Raw genomic sequence first — 16503 nt, 5'->3', positions numbered from 1 at the left:
AAAAGGTATTTTTGCTTTGTTGTTTTTCAAAAGTAACGGATAAAATTTTCATATTTACGAACTTAGTGCATAATGATTGTTGGATAAATTGGAATACCACGTTCCTTTAGAATTTCAGACATATTATCTTTTTCAAACTACTTTTCTTTAACATATCTTATCTATTATGCTCCTTAGTTGGTTTTTCGGAGTTTATTATAGTTTAAAAAAGCTGCACGAGAACCTATATTTATACTGTTAAAATACACAACAATAAGGATAAAACCTACTTTGTAATTGCAAATGAAGCTTATGTATATGTGAAGTAAGGTGAAAGAGGGTCTGCACATAATCAATCACCCTTTTTTATAACATTTCTTTGCAGAGATACGTTATAAAAAAGGGTTGTTATTTGAAAGTTGAAAAATAAATTCTATTAATCATTCATATTTTATTAAATTACTTTGACCTAGTTATAAGTCAGCTGAAACTGTACTTCTTCCAACTTGGATAGTGTTAATAACAGTATATAAGTTGTGGTATTAGTTTATAGGAGTAGAACCTAATTTTCATTTGATGTATTTATTGAATGATTGGTTATAGTACTATACTTCTTATTCATAACTATATAAATCCAACCAATAACTGATAAGATAACTGGATAGAAAATAGCCCAACCACTAAATGAGTATACAATAATACATATAATTAGAGATAGGAAGGCCATCCACCAACCTATATCACGCACTTTTAATAATTTAAGAGCAGCTAGCATTGTAAAAATATATGAAGTAATAAATATTACACTAGGACCTTTAAGAAGCATTTCTAAATTTGGTCGTGTCATACCGTAAAAAATTAAAATACAACTAAAAATGCCTCCTAGAACTAGTAATACCCTAGTTGGAGTTTGAAATTGAGAGTGTAACTTAGCAAAGAAGGAAGGGAAATGTCCTTCTCTAGCTTGAGCGTAAATCATTCTTGAAAAACCTGCAATGTTAGCATGTACAGCACTAAACGAAATGAAAATTGCTAAAATAGTTGTTATATATGTACCTATCGGTCCTAATCCTTTTGATATTAGAATACTAAGGGAAGCTATCTGATCCTTATCACCATATGAGTGGGTCCCTATTGTTACAAAAGATATTGCAATGTACATAATGGAGATACAAATTGCTCCTAAAAATAAACTAATCGAAATATCCTTAGCGGGCCTTTTAAATTCTTCAGCTAATGGGGTTATCATTTCCCACCCTACAAATGAGAAAAAGATAATTACAGAAGAAGCGCCAACAGAAGACCACCCGTTTGGTACAAATGGTGTAAAAGAACTTAATTTTACATATGGTATAGAAACGATAACAGCGACAACTATTAAAAGTGAAATAATACAAATTACAAACACACTAACTTTTGATGATAGCTCGATCCCTTTTATATGTAAGAGTAAAGAGGTAATTAAAATTAATGCTGCAATTCCTATAACACTAAGATTGCTTATTGGAAAAACATATCCAATATAATGGGCACCTGTTAAAGCAATAATAGGTACTCCAATAGGAATAGAACCTAACATAATCCAGCCTAGGATGGCACTTGTATTTGCATTAAATGCCATTTGAACATAAGCTGTAATTCCTCCAGCACTGGGAATCATTTTAGCAAGACGCGCTAGAGTCGCTACAATAGGAAAAGCTAATATAGACATGATAACCCAAGATAAAATTGAAGCTGGTCCAGCGCTATTTGCAGTAATTGAAGGTAAAATAAGGATTCCACAACCTAACACAGCTCCGATGGTTAATGCGGTCCCCTGTACCCAAGTAATTGAACGTTTCAATGATTGTTGTGTCAAGATTCTCAGCCTCTCTTTCGTTAATTGATATTAATTATATAAAGTTTAAAAAAAAGATAACATGCTATAATTTATGTATTAATTATAATTTTCTTAAAGAATTTAAGAATTATTAAATGTTTTCTTAATTAATCAAGGGGAGGCCAAGCAATGGATGATACAGATTTAAAGATTCTTTCTCATCTTCAGGAAAATGCACGTTTAAGTATGGTTGAAATAGGAAAACTGGTAGGTTTGAGTTCTCCTTCTGTTACAGAGCGAGTTAGAAGACTAGAAGAACAAGAGGTAATTATAAGTTATCGCACGATTGTTAATCCGAAAGAATTAAAAAAACATATTACTGCGTTTGTTTTGATGGAACCAAGGGATTGCAATAAATATAAAAAGTTTGCAATGGAACATTCAGATGTGGTTGAATGTCACCGGATTGCCGGTATGTATAGTTATCTAACAAAGGTAGTCACGGAATCTGTACATACACTCGAAGACTATATTAATTTGTGCTTAGAGTATGGAAAGCCTACAACCTTAATAGTGCTTTCTTCTCCAGTAGAACATAAATCATTTTTTACAGAGAGTGAAAAACTTTAATTACATATGAGTGATTATTCAAAATAAAAAGCGTTAAATTAATACCTAATAGGAAATAGAGTCCTATTAGGTATTAATTTTCAGAAAATTATTTAGAAAATTTAGATAAAAAATAATATTTGACATATTCTTACTACTGGTGGAATAATGAACATTGTATTTTAGAAAAATTAAATTCTTAGTTAATTGGAGGTAGGATTATTATGAAATATGCAGTGCTCACAAATGATTTACAGTACGATTTGGTTAATAAAAATGAGGATAGAATTGCAGCTGTGGAGGCGTTTACGCCTAAAATGGTGTCTTTCTTAGATACTATGAGAGAAAATGATGTTTCTATTATTCACCTGCAGTTAATTAACTTAGAAGATGATCCGAAAGCTGAACGATATGGTGATTTTTTACCAGTCACAAAGGGATCTAAAGGTGCAGAAATCTTACCTGAGTTTCTTCATGAAAAAGATATTATTATGGAGAAAAATAAGGATAGTGGCTTTTTTGAGACAAATCTTGATGAAACCTTAAAAAAATTAGGAGTAGATACAATTATTATTACGGGTATGCAAACTCAAATTTGTGTCCAAACAACTGCAGCGGATGGATTTTTCCGTGGTTATAATGTAATCGTACCAGAAGATGCAGTTGTTTCAGCGAAGGCTGAAGATAAGGAACGAGCTTTAAAATGGTTAGGTTCATATTGTGCAAAGATTATGAGTATCGAGGAAATCTGCAATTCAATTTCTAAAAATGAAGATATTTCTTTTGATGGAGTTGCAATTCCGTAAGTAAATACGTTGTAATATCACTTGTTCTATGTAGCAAGTGATATTATTTTTCAAAAATAAAAATGAAAAGGAGTTTTAATAAATGAAATTAACTAAAGATTTAGAAAATATAATTTTAGACCATGGAACAGGAGGACTATTGAGTCAGGATTTAATTAGTTCAATTATTACTGCAAAACTAGAAGATGTTCACCTTGGAAAAATGGAGGATAGTGCTATTCTTGAGGTAAGTAGTAGAAGATTGGCGATGACAACAGACTCTTTTGTTATTGATCCTATCTTTTTTGGTGAAGGGAATATAGGTAAAGTAGCAGTTTGTGGAACGGTTAATGATTTAGCGGTTAGTGGTGCAAAACCACTTTATCTATCATTGGCATTAGTACTAGAAGAGGGTTTTCCAATTAAAGATTTGGAAGAAATATTAGATTCTATAAGAGAGACCGCGAAAGAAGCTGGAGTGTATATTGTTGCTGGTGATACAAAAGTTGTTAAAAAAGGTGAAGTAGACAAAATCTTTATTAATACAACTGGAATAGGAGTTTTTGAAGGAGATGTATCACCGTTTTCGGTAAACTCTATTCAAGAAGGTGACGATATCATTATAACAGGACAACTAGGAAACCATAGTATACATATCCTTTCTATCAGAGAAGGATTAGGGTTTGAACAGAGAATAAATAGTGATTGTGCACCATTAAATCATATGATATCAGAGTTGAAAAATCTTTTTGGTGATTCTATACATTGTATGCGAGATATTACAAGAGGCGGGCTAGGTACAGTTTTAAATGAAGTCTCAGAAACAATTAATACTGGAATAAAAATACAAGAAAGAGATATTCCTATGTTAGCAGAAACTATTATGGCTGCCGACATGTTAGGTGTTAATCCAATGTATCTAGCTAATGAGGGCAATGTTTGTATGTTTGTCTCTCCAGAGGTAAGTGAGGAAGTCGTGAGGGTATTAAAAAATACTAAATATGGTAAAGAAGCTGCGGTAATTGGTAAAGTTAATCAAACAAAAGAAAGACAAGTGCTCATGGAAGCAAAATCAGGTGAATTGAAACTCATTGAGTTATTATATGGGGCAGAATTACCTCGATTATGTTAGGAGACAATTTATGAAAAAAGTAATAAATATGTTTATAAAAAAGTATCAAGTTAAAGGCATTGTGCAAGGTGTTGGTTTTAGACCTTTCGTATATAGGATAGCAAAAAAGTATCATCTAAACGGATGGGTGTTAAATGATTCAAATGGAGTGCTTATAGAAGTAGAAGGGGAACAAAATAATATTACGCATTTTATTCATGATATTGAATTTAATTCCCCAGAATTGGCTTATGTGCAAGAGGTTAAATTAATAGAGGAACAAGAATCCAACAATCGTTATAGCTCTTTTGATATTTTGAGTAGCCAAAAACATAGTAGTAGGCAAACTTTAATATCTCCTGATACTTATGTATGTAATGAATGTTTAGACGAATTATTTGATCCAACGAATAGAAGGTTTCGTTATCCATTTATTAATTGTACAAATTGTGGACCTAGATATTCAATAATAAAAGATATTCCTTATGATAGACCATATACTACAATGGCCAAATTTCCTATGTGCAAAGAGTGTGATAAAGAATACAAAGACATATTGGATCGGAGATTCCATGCCCAACCAAATGCTTGCTGGAAATGTGGACCACAAGTTCAATTGAAAACAACAGATGGTACAAATGTCTCCACTGATAATCCAATAGAAAAAACAATTGATTTGTTGAAAAAGGGGAAAATCCTAGCTATTAAAGGGTTAGGTGGATATCACTTAGTTGTAGATCCAATGAATCATGAAGCTGTAAAAGAATTAAGAAAAAGAAAAAAACGGGATGAAAAACCTTTTGCTTTAATGTCATCTCAATTAGATGATGTGAAAAATTTTGCTGAAATAACAAAAAATGAAGAAACTTTATTAGTTTCTAAAGAACGACCAATTGTGTTATTGAACAAAAAGGATAATGAGTTTATTTCTTTAGATGTTGCACCAAATAATAATAATTATGGGGTAATGTTAGCCTATACACCACTTCATCATCTTATTTTAAGAGGGAATTTTATTGCATTAATAGCTACGAGCGCCAATGTTTCTGATGAACCTATTGTATATAAAGATGGAGATGCAATTGAGCAGCTAAAGGGAATTGCAGATTATTATTTAGTACACAATAGGGAGATATTCACTAGAGTAGATGACTCTATTGTTAGGGGTATTGATTTAGATGATGAAGTAATAAAACTACAAATAATTCGTCGCGCTAGAGGTTATGTACCAAACCCAATTGATTTTAAAGAAGGATCAACTAATGTACTTGCTTTAGGAGCAGAATTAAAGAATACGATTTGCCTAACTAAAGACGAAAAAGCTTTTATTAGTCATCATATTGGTGATTTAAAAAACTATAAAATTTATGAATCGTTTAAAAATACTATAGCTCACTTACAAAAAATCTTTGAAATTAGTCCTTCTGTAATTGCAAGTGATCTTCATCCTGATTTTTATAGTACAAAATATGCATTTGATCAAAAAGTTTTACCAGTTGTACAGGTTCAGCATCATCATGCCCACATGGCTTCTTGTATGGTTGATAATCAATTAGATGGTCCTGTTTTAGGAGTTATTTTAGATGGTACGGGTTATGGTGATGATGGGAATATTTGGGGTGGAGAGTTTTTAATCGGTGATTTTCTTAATTATCAAAGAGCGGCATATATCGATTACTTTCAGCTGCCAGGCGGTGATAAAGCTGTTAAAGAACCGTATAGAATTGCTTTAGGAATATTGACGCAAATATATGGTGAACAAGTCAAAGAATTACCAATAAAGATAATTTCAGAGCGAAATAGTTTTGAACTAGATGTACTTATAAAAATGATTCAAAAAGGAATTAATTCTCCTCTTACTTCAAGTATGGGAAGGCTTTTTGATGCTGTTTCAGCACTATTGGGTGTCCGTGAAACAGTCCAATATGAAGGACAGGCTGCTATTGAGTTGGAGCAAGCGATTGATATCAATAATTCTTCCAATCCTTTATTATCATATGAAATAGTTGCTTCGAATGGAATTAGAAAAATCGATATAAAACCTATGTTTAAAGAGTTGGTATCTTTGATACTTAAAGATAAGTATACCAAGGGTGAATTGAGCTATCGTTTTCATTATACAATGGTTCAAATGATTACAGAAACCTGTAAACAAATTCGTCAAGAAACAGGGATTAATAAACTAGTTCTTAGTGGGGGAGTATTTTTAAATAAGTTTTTACTTGTAGAAACCTATAAGTCACTTAAGGCTTGTAAATTCGAGGTTTACATGCACAAACAAGTACCTACCAATGATGGGGGAATCTCTCTTGGTCAAGCAGCAATAGCAGCTCATCGCTATAAAGATATGCATTCGGTATAAATTTACAATAGCAATTATATAACTTTTCATTATTCTTTGTGAGTATAGTAAAAACGAAAAATTAGGAGGTGCTCTTTTATGGTAGTTAGTTCAAAAATGGATATATTTAATGAACTAGAATCCCAAGTTCGAAGTTATAGCAGAAGCTTTCCAACGATCTTCACTAAGTCTAAAGGATATAAATTATGGGATGTAGATGGAAAAGAGTATATTGACTTTTTCTCAGGTGCTGGTGCTCTTAATTATGGACATAATGATGATAAAATGAAACAGGTATTAATAGATTATCTTTTAGAAGATGGTATTATTCATAGTCTTGATATGGGAACAAGTGCTAAAGTGAATTTTTTAAAGCACTTTAACAAAATTATTTTGGAACCACGTGATTTAAACTATAAAATTATGTTTCCTGGTCCAACAGGTACAAATTCTGTTGAAAGTGCACTGAAAATTGCTCGAAAAGTGACTGGACGAACAAATATCATAAGTTTTTCAAATGCTTTTCATGGAATGAGTTTAGGATCACTTTCGATAACGAGTAATCATTTTAAGAGAAAGGGTGCTGGAGTACCACTAAATAATAGTATTATCATGCCGTATGAAAATTATTTAGATTCCCTTAATTCTTTATCCTATTTAGAAAAAGTATTAGGCGATAGTGGAAGTGGAGTGGATTTACCTGCTGCAATTATTCTAGAAACAGTTCAAGGTGAGGGTGGTTTAAATACGGCTAGTTCCCAATGGTTAAAGGGAATTGACAGACTGTGTAAAAAATATAATATATTATTGATTGTCGATGATATTCAAGCAGGGTGCGGACGTACGGGGACATTTTTTAGCTTTGAACCTGCGAGCATTAAACCAGACATAATTTGTTTGTCAAAATCTATAAGTGGCATTGGCCTTCCGATGGCTATTACACTAATTAAACCGGAATATGATAAGTGGGAACCAGGAGAACATAATGGAACGTTTCGAGGGAATAATCTAGCATTTTTAGCAGCTACAGAAGCATTGAGTTATTGGAAAGATATAGAGTTTATTAATGCTTTAAAATGGAAAAGTGAAAAAATCACTAGCTTTCTTAATGAGATTTGTTTGAAATACCCCCAACTTCAAGGAGAAGTACGAGGGAGAGGCTTTATGCAGGGCATAGCGTGTAATACTTTTGGAATAGCTAAAAAGATTTGCTCAGTTGCATTTGAAAATGGTCTAATTATTGAAACATCTGGACCTAATGATGAAGTTATTAAGTTGTTACCTTCTTTAACAATAGACTTAGAAGGATTAAGTAAAGGATTGGAAATGTTAGAGGATAGTATTTCTACTATTTTAAAAGAGGTAACTCACTAAGTTTGAACGACTCGCACTTAATAACCTTGCGAACCGTTTGCAGTAGTTGCGGTAGAAGAAGGAAAAGAAGCGGCCCACAAAGTGGATCTAACATTCTCATCTATTATGAGAGATTTAGATAAAATAATAAGTCAAATTCAAGAAGTTTCTGCATTAACAGAAGAGATATCTGCCGGCACAGAAGAAGTAAGTGCATCTCTTTCGCTAGTATATCATTCTAAATAATATATGATATTTTAAAATTCAAAACACCTTTCATTCACCATTAAAGAAAGGTGTTTTGAATTTGTTTTTTTAATTGCTTTTATAAATTGCACGTTGATGATGATATTATTTATATATAATCCCCTTATTTTACCTCAAATCGATAGGTGGGGAGAGAATTAATAAATGAGGGAATAATATATAAGGTAGTTGAATTGTAATGATCTATTCAACTATTAAAACAGCAAGTGAAATTTCTATTTATGAAGATAACACTTCTAAATATCCAATTTCATTAGGGTTTTGGGATAAATAATATATAACCTATATAGAAGAGTTAACATCCTGTTTTATAGTAGTAGATAGTTATAAATTAGTACTTTAGGATTCATCAAGAAAAGTTCTTTTTTTCTGAATAATGTATATAAATTCGTGATATTTTATTATTAAACAAAATGTTTTTATATTTTATTAACTTATTACTTTCCATCTTCAATAATCATTTATTACAACAGCTTTAACGTCCAAAATAAGATGTTCCAACATAGGACAATATAAGTATCTTTATAATGATTTTTCAATATAATCAATGTGTTAATGAAAGTAATTCTGTGTTATTTTTACTTTTCTATTAACTAATACAGCTTCAAACAAAGGACATAATTGCTACATACTAAGTGAAATTTATTACCCATTCAAAATTCTGCCTATTCAATCTTTCTAAAAATAAAAAAAGATTGAACTCATAAATATACAAGTTATAATGAGGGCGTCGAGAGATAATATATGACCTCTAGCGAAAATATCAAACCTCGTTTTGGTTCGAAAATTCTAAAGAACTTGCCAGTGAGTTTCTAAAATTTGACATACTGATATGATTACTATATGGAGGGTTGTGGAACAAAAGGAAAGTCTATTCAACTCAAGAAAGAAAGCGCTATCAAAAGGGGTCTTATTTTGAATTGATTATGCTAATAACTTAGATTCAACAGCAATTAAAAATAATAAACCATGGGGGTGCTTATATGAACATAAATGTAGCATCTATTAAAGAAAAAAAGGTTGTTAAATACAAAAGTTGTTTTGATGTGATTGGGCCCATAATGATAGGTCCTTCAAGTTCACATACTGCAGGTGCTTTGTCTATTGGAACAGTTGCTAATAAATTATTTCAAGGTCTTCCAAAAAAAGTTGTGGTAACGTATTATGAATCATTTGCTGAAACCCATAAAGGTCACGGAACTGATTTTGCAATAATTGCTGGTATATTAGGCTTTGCTGCCGATGACAGCAAAGTGCCAGATGCTATTAAAATAGCAGAATCTAAAGGGATTGACATTACTTTTATTGAAAAATCAGGTGATAGTCCTGCGGGTCATCCAAATACGGCAGATGTATATGTAGAGGATGACAGTCGAAGTATTAGAACGATGGGTATTTCAGTCGGTGATGGATTGATCGAAGTCAAACATGTTGAAATTGACGGATTTAGCTTAGAACTGCAGGGACCATTGCCAGTTGTTATTGCAATTTCAGAAAGAGCTGACTTTGAATTTGTCTTACGCAGGATCTTTAAACAATATGATGTTGAAATTAACAACTTTCATAGTTTGAAAGATAAAACAAAATATTTATATGCATTCGCTTTGGATTCGCTATTGCCTGGTAATGCTCAGAAGGAATTAGGGAATTTAAGCAATATAGCTAATCTTATTATTCTTTAGTTACATTAAGGAGAGAAAAAATATGTATATGGCCATAAAAGAAATTGTGGATGCAGCTAATAAAAGTCAAAAGACAATTTATGAATTAGCAATTGAACAGGAAATCGAACAAACTAAAACTTCTTATGAAGAAGTTTGGAGTAAAATGGAACAAAATTTAGCGACTATGCAAAATGCTATAAATAAAAGTATCGAGGGCGACGGTGTATTTTCTCCAACCGGTTTAACCGGAGGTGATGCAGTTAAAATTAAAAACTATCGAGAAAATAGGAAAACTCTTTCTGGAGATTTGATGGTGTTAGGGATTCAAAGTGCTATCGGCGTTAATGAAGTAAATGCTGCATTAGGAGCTATTTGTGCAACTCCAACAGCGGGTGCGAGTGGGACGATTCCGGGAGTCCTATTTAGTATTAAGGATACGTTGCAGTTAAGTCATGAAGATATGATACATTTTCTATTCACATCAGCGTTATTTGGAACGATAGTAGCAAACAACGCTTGTATTTCAGGAGCGTATGGAGGATGTCAAGCTGAAGTAGGCAGTGCCTCAGCAATGGCGGCTGCAGCTGCGGTAGAAGCTGCAGGTGGAACGCCACAGCAATCTTCTGAAGCTTTTTCGATTGCATTACAAAATTTACTCGGTTTAGTTTGTGATCCGGTCGCTGGTTTGGTAGAAATTCCTTGTGTAAAGAGAAACGCCATTGGAGCGACAAATGCTTTAGCAGCAGCGGACATCGCATTAGCTGGCGTAAACAATATCATCAATGCTGACGAAGTTATTGAAGCGATGTATAGAGTTGGAAGACAGATTCCTCGCGAATTAAGAGAGACAGGTTTAGGTGGAATTGCGGCTACACCTACAGGGATTGCCATTAAAAATAAAATATTTGGGGAGAAACAATCAAATCAATGAACAGTTAACGTCTATATTGTGAAAAAGTTAACAATCTATTCTCTATTGTTCGCTTAAGGATTTCTGGATATTGGGGGAATTATCAATAAAATATCCTACTATATAATTGAAATATTTTGTAAGTGGTAACAAACTCGTCAGGTTGATGCTTCGTTAATTTTTTGAGTCTGATCAACTTAGAAGAAGGATATACGATGTGGCGCACTTTATAAACAAAAAGAACGGTCTATATTCCTATACCTTAAATAAAGACGTAAGAATAGGAAACAAGGAGGAATTAATATATGAATGGGAATACTGCAAAAAACATAGAATTTCAAGCTGATAATACGGCAGTAAAAAATGAAAAATACCTAGACCCTAAAAAATGGCATAAACAGGATACTACCTGGGCATTGAGCCTTTTTGGAACAGCAATTGGAGCAGGGGTACTCTTTTTACCGATTAATGCAGGTTCAGGTGGTTTATTATCATTGCTGTTAATTACCATACTTGCATATCCAGTTATGTACTACTCACATAGGGCGCTTGCTAAAATGATTTACGCTTCGAATTCTGCCGATGAGGGGATTACAGGTACAATAAGAGAATATTTCGGAAATAAAGCAAGTATCATTTTTAACATCGTATATTTCGTCTCCATTTATACGATCGTGCTGATGTACTCGGTCGCACTTACAAATACTGCAAGTAGTTTTATTGTACACCAATTGCACATGCCGGAGCCTCCAAGGGCTATTTTATCACTTGTATTAGTACTCGGTCTTATCACTATACTAAATTTTGGTCAGGATATTACTGTAAAGATAATGAGCATGCTAGTATATCCTTTCATTGCTTCTCTACTTTTTATTGCAATATCTTTAATTCCACAATGGAATACTTCAATGCTAAGTTTTTCAAGTGTTTCTACTGTTTCAACTGGAACAGGGTATTTCGGAACGATTTGGATGATACTACCAATTATCGTATTCTCGTTTAATCATTCTCCTATGATTTCGTCATTTGTTATGAAACAGAGAGCTACGTATGGAATAGACGCTACTGATGCCAAGTGTGCTCAAATACAAAAAGTTTGTTATATTATGACATTCGCTGTTGTTATGTTTTTTGTTTGGAGCAGTACTTTAAGTTTGACTCCAGATGATCTTAAGGTAGCAAAAGAACAGAACTTGTCAATCCTATCATATCTTGCTAATGAGCTTAATTCGCCAGTAATCACGATTGCAGCTCCTATCATTGCGTTTGTGGCTATTACAAAGTCTTTCCTTGGCCATTATATAGGAGCGTATGAGGTAATGCGTGACATGATTATCAAGTCTGGTAAAAAACGTGGGAAAGATATAGGAGAAAAAACAGTTAAGACAATGATTCTTACTTTTGTTGTACTAACATGCTGGTATGTCGCTTATACAAATCCAAGTATTCTTGGAATCATTGATGCTCTTAGCGGTCCGTTAGTCGCTGCTATCTTATGTCTATTACCGATGTATGCGATTCGTAAAGTACCAGTACTAGCAAAATACAGAGGGAAAATGAGTAATGTATTTGTAATTGTTATAGGGATACTTACTGTTCTAGCAAGTATTAAGTCATTATTCTAATTTACTGTAGTTAGTTCTGATGCAAAAATAATAGGATATGAAATGAGAATGAAAGATTCCTAGCGGAACTAAATTATATAGTGTTAAACCAAAGAGATTCTGGTTTTGGACAAACTATTCATCTGGGATAGTTTGTCCTTTTTTGATTATATGCATAACTTCTATTACAGCAATCTTTTTTTAGCTGGTTGTTATGATTTTAATCCAAGCCTATTAGGGTGCTGATCCATGTGCATCAAGCTAATATTTTGAAGTATCCCACATTTGTTTTCTTAGGTTGATGGGAATGGGCCGGTACCCCATGTATGGCGGACAACTAAAATGGCTTTATTTCATCACATGTCCGAAGTCATTGTATCTCCCACTTACTCATTTCGCGTTCCTTGAGGAAGGAGAATTTTTTCGGGGAATAGGTTAAATTAAACTCGGTTTTTAGCACATCATAAATGGTCGGAAAATAAAGGTTGCATAATATATAGTTGCAAATTTCTCATTAATTCTGATGTTAAAGACTATATGAAAATAGTACATTTACAAATAATTAAAAACTGTATATTTAAATTAAACAATATTAAACGAGGTGTAATATTCCGATTATTCATATTGATTATACAAAAAAAAGAAAGAGAATAATAGGCTTGTTATTAATTTCTATTGACCTTAGTATTTAAAGGGTCATAAGAACTTTAACTTTACTACAAAATGTATGCCCTTTCATTTTAGGAGAAAAAATATTTTGGGACATACAAGATAAAGGAGTGATGTTTATAAAAAAAGTTTGTTCCATCAGTATAATTTGTCTCTTTTTTTTATGTTCTTGTTTTAGCTCAAACAGCAAACCCGCATCTAAAAAAGAGAAGAGCGACGAAGCAAAGATTACTAAACAAAAGAATTGGGGATTTAAAGCAATATATTCTGATGAGACTAAGATTAATGACTATAAGTCATTACCTAAAGTCAAAGTAGCAATATTGGATAGTGGGATTAATAAAAATCATCAAGATTTAAAAGGAAAAATTGTAAAAGATTATAATGCTATTAATCCAGGAAACGAAAATGTTGATAATTATGGACATGGGACTGCAGTTGCTGGAATCATAGCCGCCCATGATGATGATTTAGGTCTCACTGGAATATCCCCTAATGCAGAGATTTATGACGTTAAAGTTCTCGATGACAAAGGTTTAGCAGATATTGATACATTAATTAAAGGTATACAATGGTGCATTCAAGAAAATGTGAAAATAATGAATATTAGTTTCGGTGTACAATCAGATAATCCGAAATTAAAAGAAGCTATAGATGAAGCATTAGACAAGGAAATCATAATTGTTGCAGCTTCAGGAAATACATTAGGATTATCAGTTGATTATCCAGCTAAATATGAAAATGTAATATCTGTTTCAGCAATAAAAGAAAATTTAAAACGATCTGGTGTATCTGCAAAAGGGAAAATAGATTATGCAGCTCCCGGAATAAATATCTTAACTACTGATAATAAAGGTGACTATTCATATTATAGTGGTACCTCTTTTGCTACTGCGTATGTTACGGGTACTGTAGCAGTCCTATTAGCACAAAAAGATATAATTTTCAATGGTCAGAATATTAAAACTTATTTAAATGATAAAACTAAAGATCTAGGTGAAAAAGGATATGATTCTGAATATGGTTCTGGATTAATAATGATAGATTGAAAGAGGAGATCGATTAATGAAAAACGTAATTGTTAAAATATTAGTGTTTTCTATGTTACTTACTTTACTTCCTAATATACAATATGTAAAAGCAGATACAGGAATACAAGATAAAGTAACTTCCGTTGATGTAAGTAAAGTGGAATCTGAAGTAAATAAAGAATTAGGAATTGAAGTTTCAAATGAATTAAAGATTAATATAGAAAAAGAAACAGACGAAAAGGTCGTAGTTAATACAACTTTAGACACAACAGATTTATCAGTTTCAACAGATATCGACATGAACCTTGAAACAGGGGGAATTACTGTATTCGGTAAGACGGTTGATGAAAATGGTGAAGAAACCCAACAAAACTTTGATGTTTATGTACAAGAAGTTGAAGGAAATGACTTTATAGCTACATTCGTTGATCAAGAAACAGGAAAAGAATATGAAGTTAATACCCTAAAAGCAAGTGCTTCTATTTGGCCTGTAGTAGTAGCGGCTGTGGCTAGATATGGTATACAATATGCAATAAAAAAGTATGGAAAACAAGCAGTAACTTCAGCAATGAAACAGGTTCCCAAGAGTATAAATAAGGTTGATGATAAATTCCTTAAAAGAAAAGGTATTGATGCTCACGAATTAAAAAGAGACTACTTGGGTAGAAGTGTTAGTATTTCAAAATATGATATCTATGTGGATAAGAAAACAGGAAGACTTTGGATTTACCTAAAAGGTGGAAAAGGAACTCCGATACCAACTGATTCATTTATAAAATAAAAAAATCTAAAGTCATTTGTGAAAAAATGACTTTAGATTTTTAGTTATAATGAATTATAAGTATGAAGTAAAGGATAAAATTTATTATCCTTTACTTCAAATATTAATAGGGATGTGTTAAATAATTTGAGTACATTAATAAATGTAGAACTAGCCATTTTCGGAGAAATATTTAATCCAGAAGAGCTAACTAAACAATTTAATTTAGAACCAACGATGACTTATAAAAAAGGTGAGTTTATTAGAGGTAATTCGTTATTTATTCGGGAAGAAACAAACTGGAGTATTGAAACAGGGTATGAAGAATCTCTTAATGCAGAAGAGGTTGTAAAAAAGTTAATTTCCATATTGGAACATAAAAAAAATGAAATAATTAATATGCAAAGTAAACATAATCTAAAATGCAAATTATCTGTTGTTGTAAAAATAGAAAATAATGAAGTCCCTTCTTTATGTTTTGATCAACATACTATTGGTTTTATCAATAGTATTGGTGCGGAAATTGATATTTGTCTATACTTATTGTAAGTCTAGCGGTAGGATTAAAATATTTGTTAAATGATGCAATGTACCTTTGATAGTGTCTGCGATAAAATGTTTGCCCTAAGCATTAAATTGAATTCTACTTCTGATAAAAGATAGGGCCTTCCTTAAGAGGAGGGTTCTTACAAACTAATTGTATAGGTGAAGATGGACAACAGCAACCAGAAAGTAGCTTTTAATATTAATTGAAGATAGTCTCTATGAACGAAATGATTCTACTAGTATTAAAATAAAGAGTCTAACTTTATGGATAAGGAATTGAAGGCTAATACATCGTATAAATATGTAGTAACAGCGGTTGATTTAGCTGGAAATGAATCTAGTAGAAGTGATGTATTGGATGTAACAACAAAGGCAGAGAATTCCACATATGAAAAATGGGATGCGAGAAAAGCATATACTAAAGGTGATAGAGTAGTATATGAGGGGAAAGTGTATAAAGCAGTTCAAGGTTATCAAGGCAATGGTGACACAAATTGGATTTTTGCCCTATCGCTTTGGAAGCCAGTTTTGAGTAAATGATAAGCAGGAAAATGTAGTTAATATTTTTGGATTTTTCTTTGGAAATAAACGGCCGTTCAAAATATAAATTCTCAAATGGTTTAAATGATTTGCAAATAAATTTAATCTCCATCTATTGTTTACGAAATGAAATCGAAAAAGAATCCTAATGGTACTCCATTGGGATTCTTTATTTTCTAATTTGTAATAGCATAAATTTGCACAGTGAATTTGTTAGTGGCACCAATTGGACTTGCGATATAATATTTGGTATTTGTGTAAGCTTCAGTCCTAGATTCATGTGAAATATTTTTCCAACGAATAGAATCAGTACCTAGGGGAACATCAATCATTACATTGAAAGAGATAGTAGAAGGATGATCTTTTTCTGAAGGCACAATAACCCATTTCAATTCTTTGGTACCTACAGGTAAACTATCAATTTTAAAGTTTTGACTGGATCGATTTTTTTGTCCGGATAAAGGACTAGATATGGTTGCTTGTTTTATTTTATTGTAGGAATAATACATGTTTGC

The 16503-nt window shown here is 32.3% G+C and carries 13 protein-coding genes and 2 pseudogenes; 13 read left to right on the top strand and 2 right to left on the bottom strand.

Annotated elements, in window-relative coordinates:
- Positions 1-541 precede the first annotated feature (541 nt).
- The gene (locus ACTL4X_RS16070) at positions 542-1837 is read right to left on the bottom strand and encodes an APC family permease (protein ID WP_086400863.1); all 1296 of its coding nucleotides are present in this window, start codon (positions 1835-1837) and stop codon (positions 542-544) included.
- A 150-nt stretch (positions 1838-1987) separates the two neighbouring features.
- Here ACTL4X_RS16070 and ACTL4X_RS16065 point away from each other — a divergent pair, with 150 nt between their 5' ends.
- The 13 genes and pseudogenes from ACTL4X_RS16065 to ACTL4X_RS16005 all read left to right on the top strand — a co-directional run.
- Positions 1988-2428 (top strand): Lrp/AsnC family transcriptional regulator, encoded by a 441-nt coding sequence (locus tag ACTL4X_RS16065; protein ID WP_000342842.1) that lies wholly within the window; start codon positions 1988-1990, stop codon positions 2426-2428.
- A 203-nt stretch (positions 2429-2631) separates the two neighbouring features.
- Positions 2632-3213, top strand: a complete 582-nt coding sequence (locus tag ACTL4X_RS16060; RefSeq protein WP_000872526.1) for an isochorismatase family cysteine hydrolase — start codon at positions 2632-2634, stop codon at positions 3211-3213.
- Between the two features lie 82 nt (positions 3214-3295).
- A complete protein-coding gene (gene hypE, locus ACTL4X_RS16055) occupies positions 3296-4324 on the top strand; it encodes a hydrogenase expression/formation protein HypE (protein ID WP_000778913.1) in 1029 nt (342 codons plus the stop codon).
- 10 nt (positions 4325-4334) lie between these two features.
- On the top strand, positions 4335-6665 hold the full coding sequence (hypF, locus tag ACTL4X_RS16050) for a carbamoyltransferase HypF (RefSeq protein ID WP_000755927.1): 2331 nt from the start codon (positions 4335-4337) through the stop codon (positions 6663-6665).
- Positions 6666-6743: 78 nt separating this feature from the next.
- The gene (ectB, locus tag ACTL4X_RS16045) at positions 6744-8018 is read left to right on the top strand and encodes a diaminobutyrate--2-oxoglutarate transaminase (RefSeq protein ID WP_000261661.1); all 1275 of its coding nucleotides are present in this window, start codon (positions 6744-6746) and stop codon (positions 8016-8018) included.
- An 81-nt stretch (positions 8019-8099) separates the two neighbouring features.
- The gene (locus tag ACTL4X_RS16040) at positions 8100-8243 is read left to right on the top strand and encodes a hypothetical protein (RefSeq protein WP_000366276.1); all 144 of its coding nucleotides are present in this window, start codon (positions 8100-8102) and stop codon (positions 8241-8243) included.
- Between the two features lie 1004 nt (positions 8244-9247).
- Positions 9248-9946: a serine dehydratase beta chain gene (locus ACTL4X_RS16035; protein ID WP_441394923.1), complete on the top strand. Its 699-nt coding sequence runs from the start codon at positions 9248-9250 to the stop codon at positions 9944-9946.
- 22 nt (positions 9947-9968) lie between these two features.
- Positions 9969-10859 carry an L-serine ammonia-lyase, iron-sulfur-dependent, subunit alpha gene (sdaAA, locus tag ACTL4X_RS16030; protein WP_000281785.1) on the top strand — a complete coding sequence of 297 codons (891 nt, stop codon included), beginning with the start codon at positions 9969-9971 and terminating at the stop codon, positions 10857-10859.
- A 284-nt stretch (positions 10860-11143) separates the two neighbouring features.
- Positions 11144-12463 carry an aromatic amino acid transport family protein gene (locus tag ACTL4X_RS16025; RefSeq protein WP_001014209.1) on the top strand — a complete coding sequence of 440 codons (1320 nt, stop codon included), beginning with the start codon at positions 11144-11146 and terminating at the stop codon, positions 12461-12463.
- Between the two features lie 761 nt (positions 12464-13224).
- Entirely contained in the window at positions 13225-14160 is a 936-nt protein-coding gene (locus tag ACTL4X_RS16020) for a S8 family peptidase (RefSeq protein ID WP_000470028.1), read from the top strand.
- A gap of 16 nt (positions 14161-14176) precedes the next feature.
- Positions 14177-14923 carry an SAR2788 family putative toxin gene (locus ACTL4X_RS16015; RefSeq protein ID WP_000800054.1) on the top strand — a complete coding sequence of 249 codons (747 nt, stop codon included), beginning with the start codon at positions 14177-14179 and terminating at the stop codon, positions 14921-14923.
- 126 nt (positions 14924-15049) lie between these two features.
- Positions 15050-15451 carry a DUF4279 domain-containing protein gene (locus ACTL4X_RS16010; RefSeq protein WP_000105603.1) on the top strand — a complete coding sequence of 134 codons (402 nt, stop codon included), beginning with the start codon at positions 15050-15052 and terminating at the stop codon, positions 15449-15451.
- 252 nt (positions 15452-15703) lie between these two features.
- Positions 15704-15988, top strand: a pseudogene (locus ACTL4X_RS16005) (carbohydrate-binding protein); the annotation flags it as partial.
- A gap of 176 nt (positions 15989-16164) precedes the next feature.
- Here ACTL4X_RS16005 and ACTL4X_RS16000 read toward each other — a convergent pair.
- Positions 16165-16467: pseudogene (locus ACTL4X_RS16000) on the bottom strand (hypothetical protein); the annotation flags it as partial.
- Positions 16468-16503 lie beyond the last annotated feature (36 nt).

The sequence above is a fragment of the Bacillus sp. RE35 genome (genome assembly GCF_052146655.1).
GTDB classification, from domain to species: Bacteria; Bacillota; Bacilli; order Bacillales; family Bacillaceae_G; genus Bacillus_A; species Bacillus_A cereus.
This window is presented reverse-complemented; position numbering and strand designations above follow the sequence as displayed.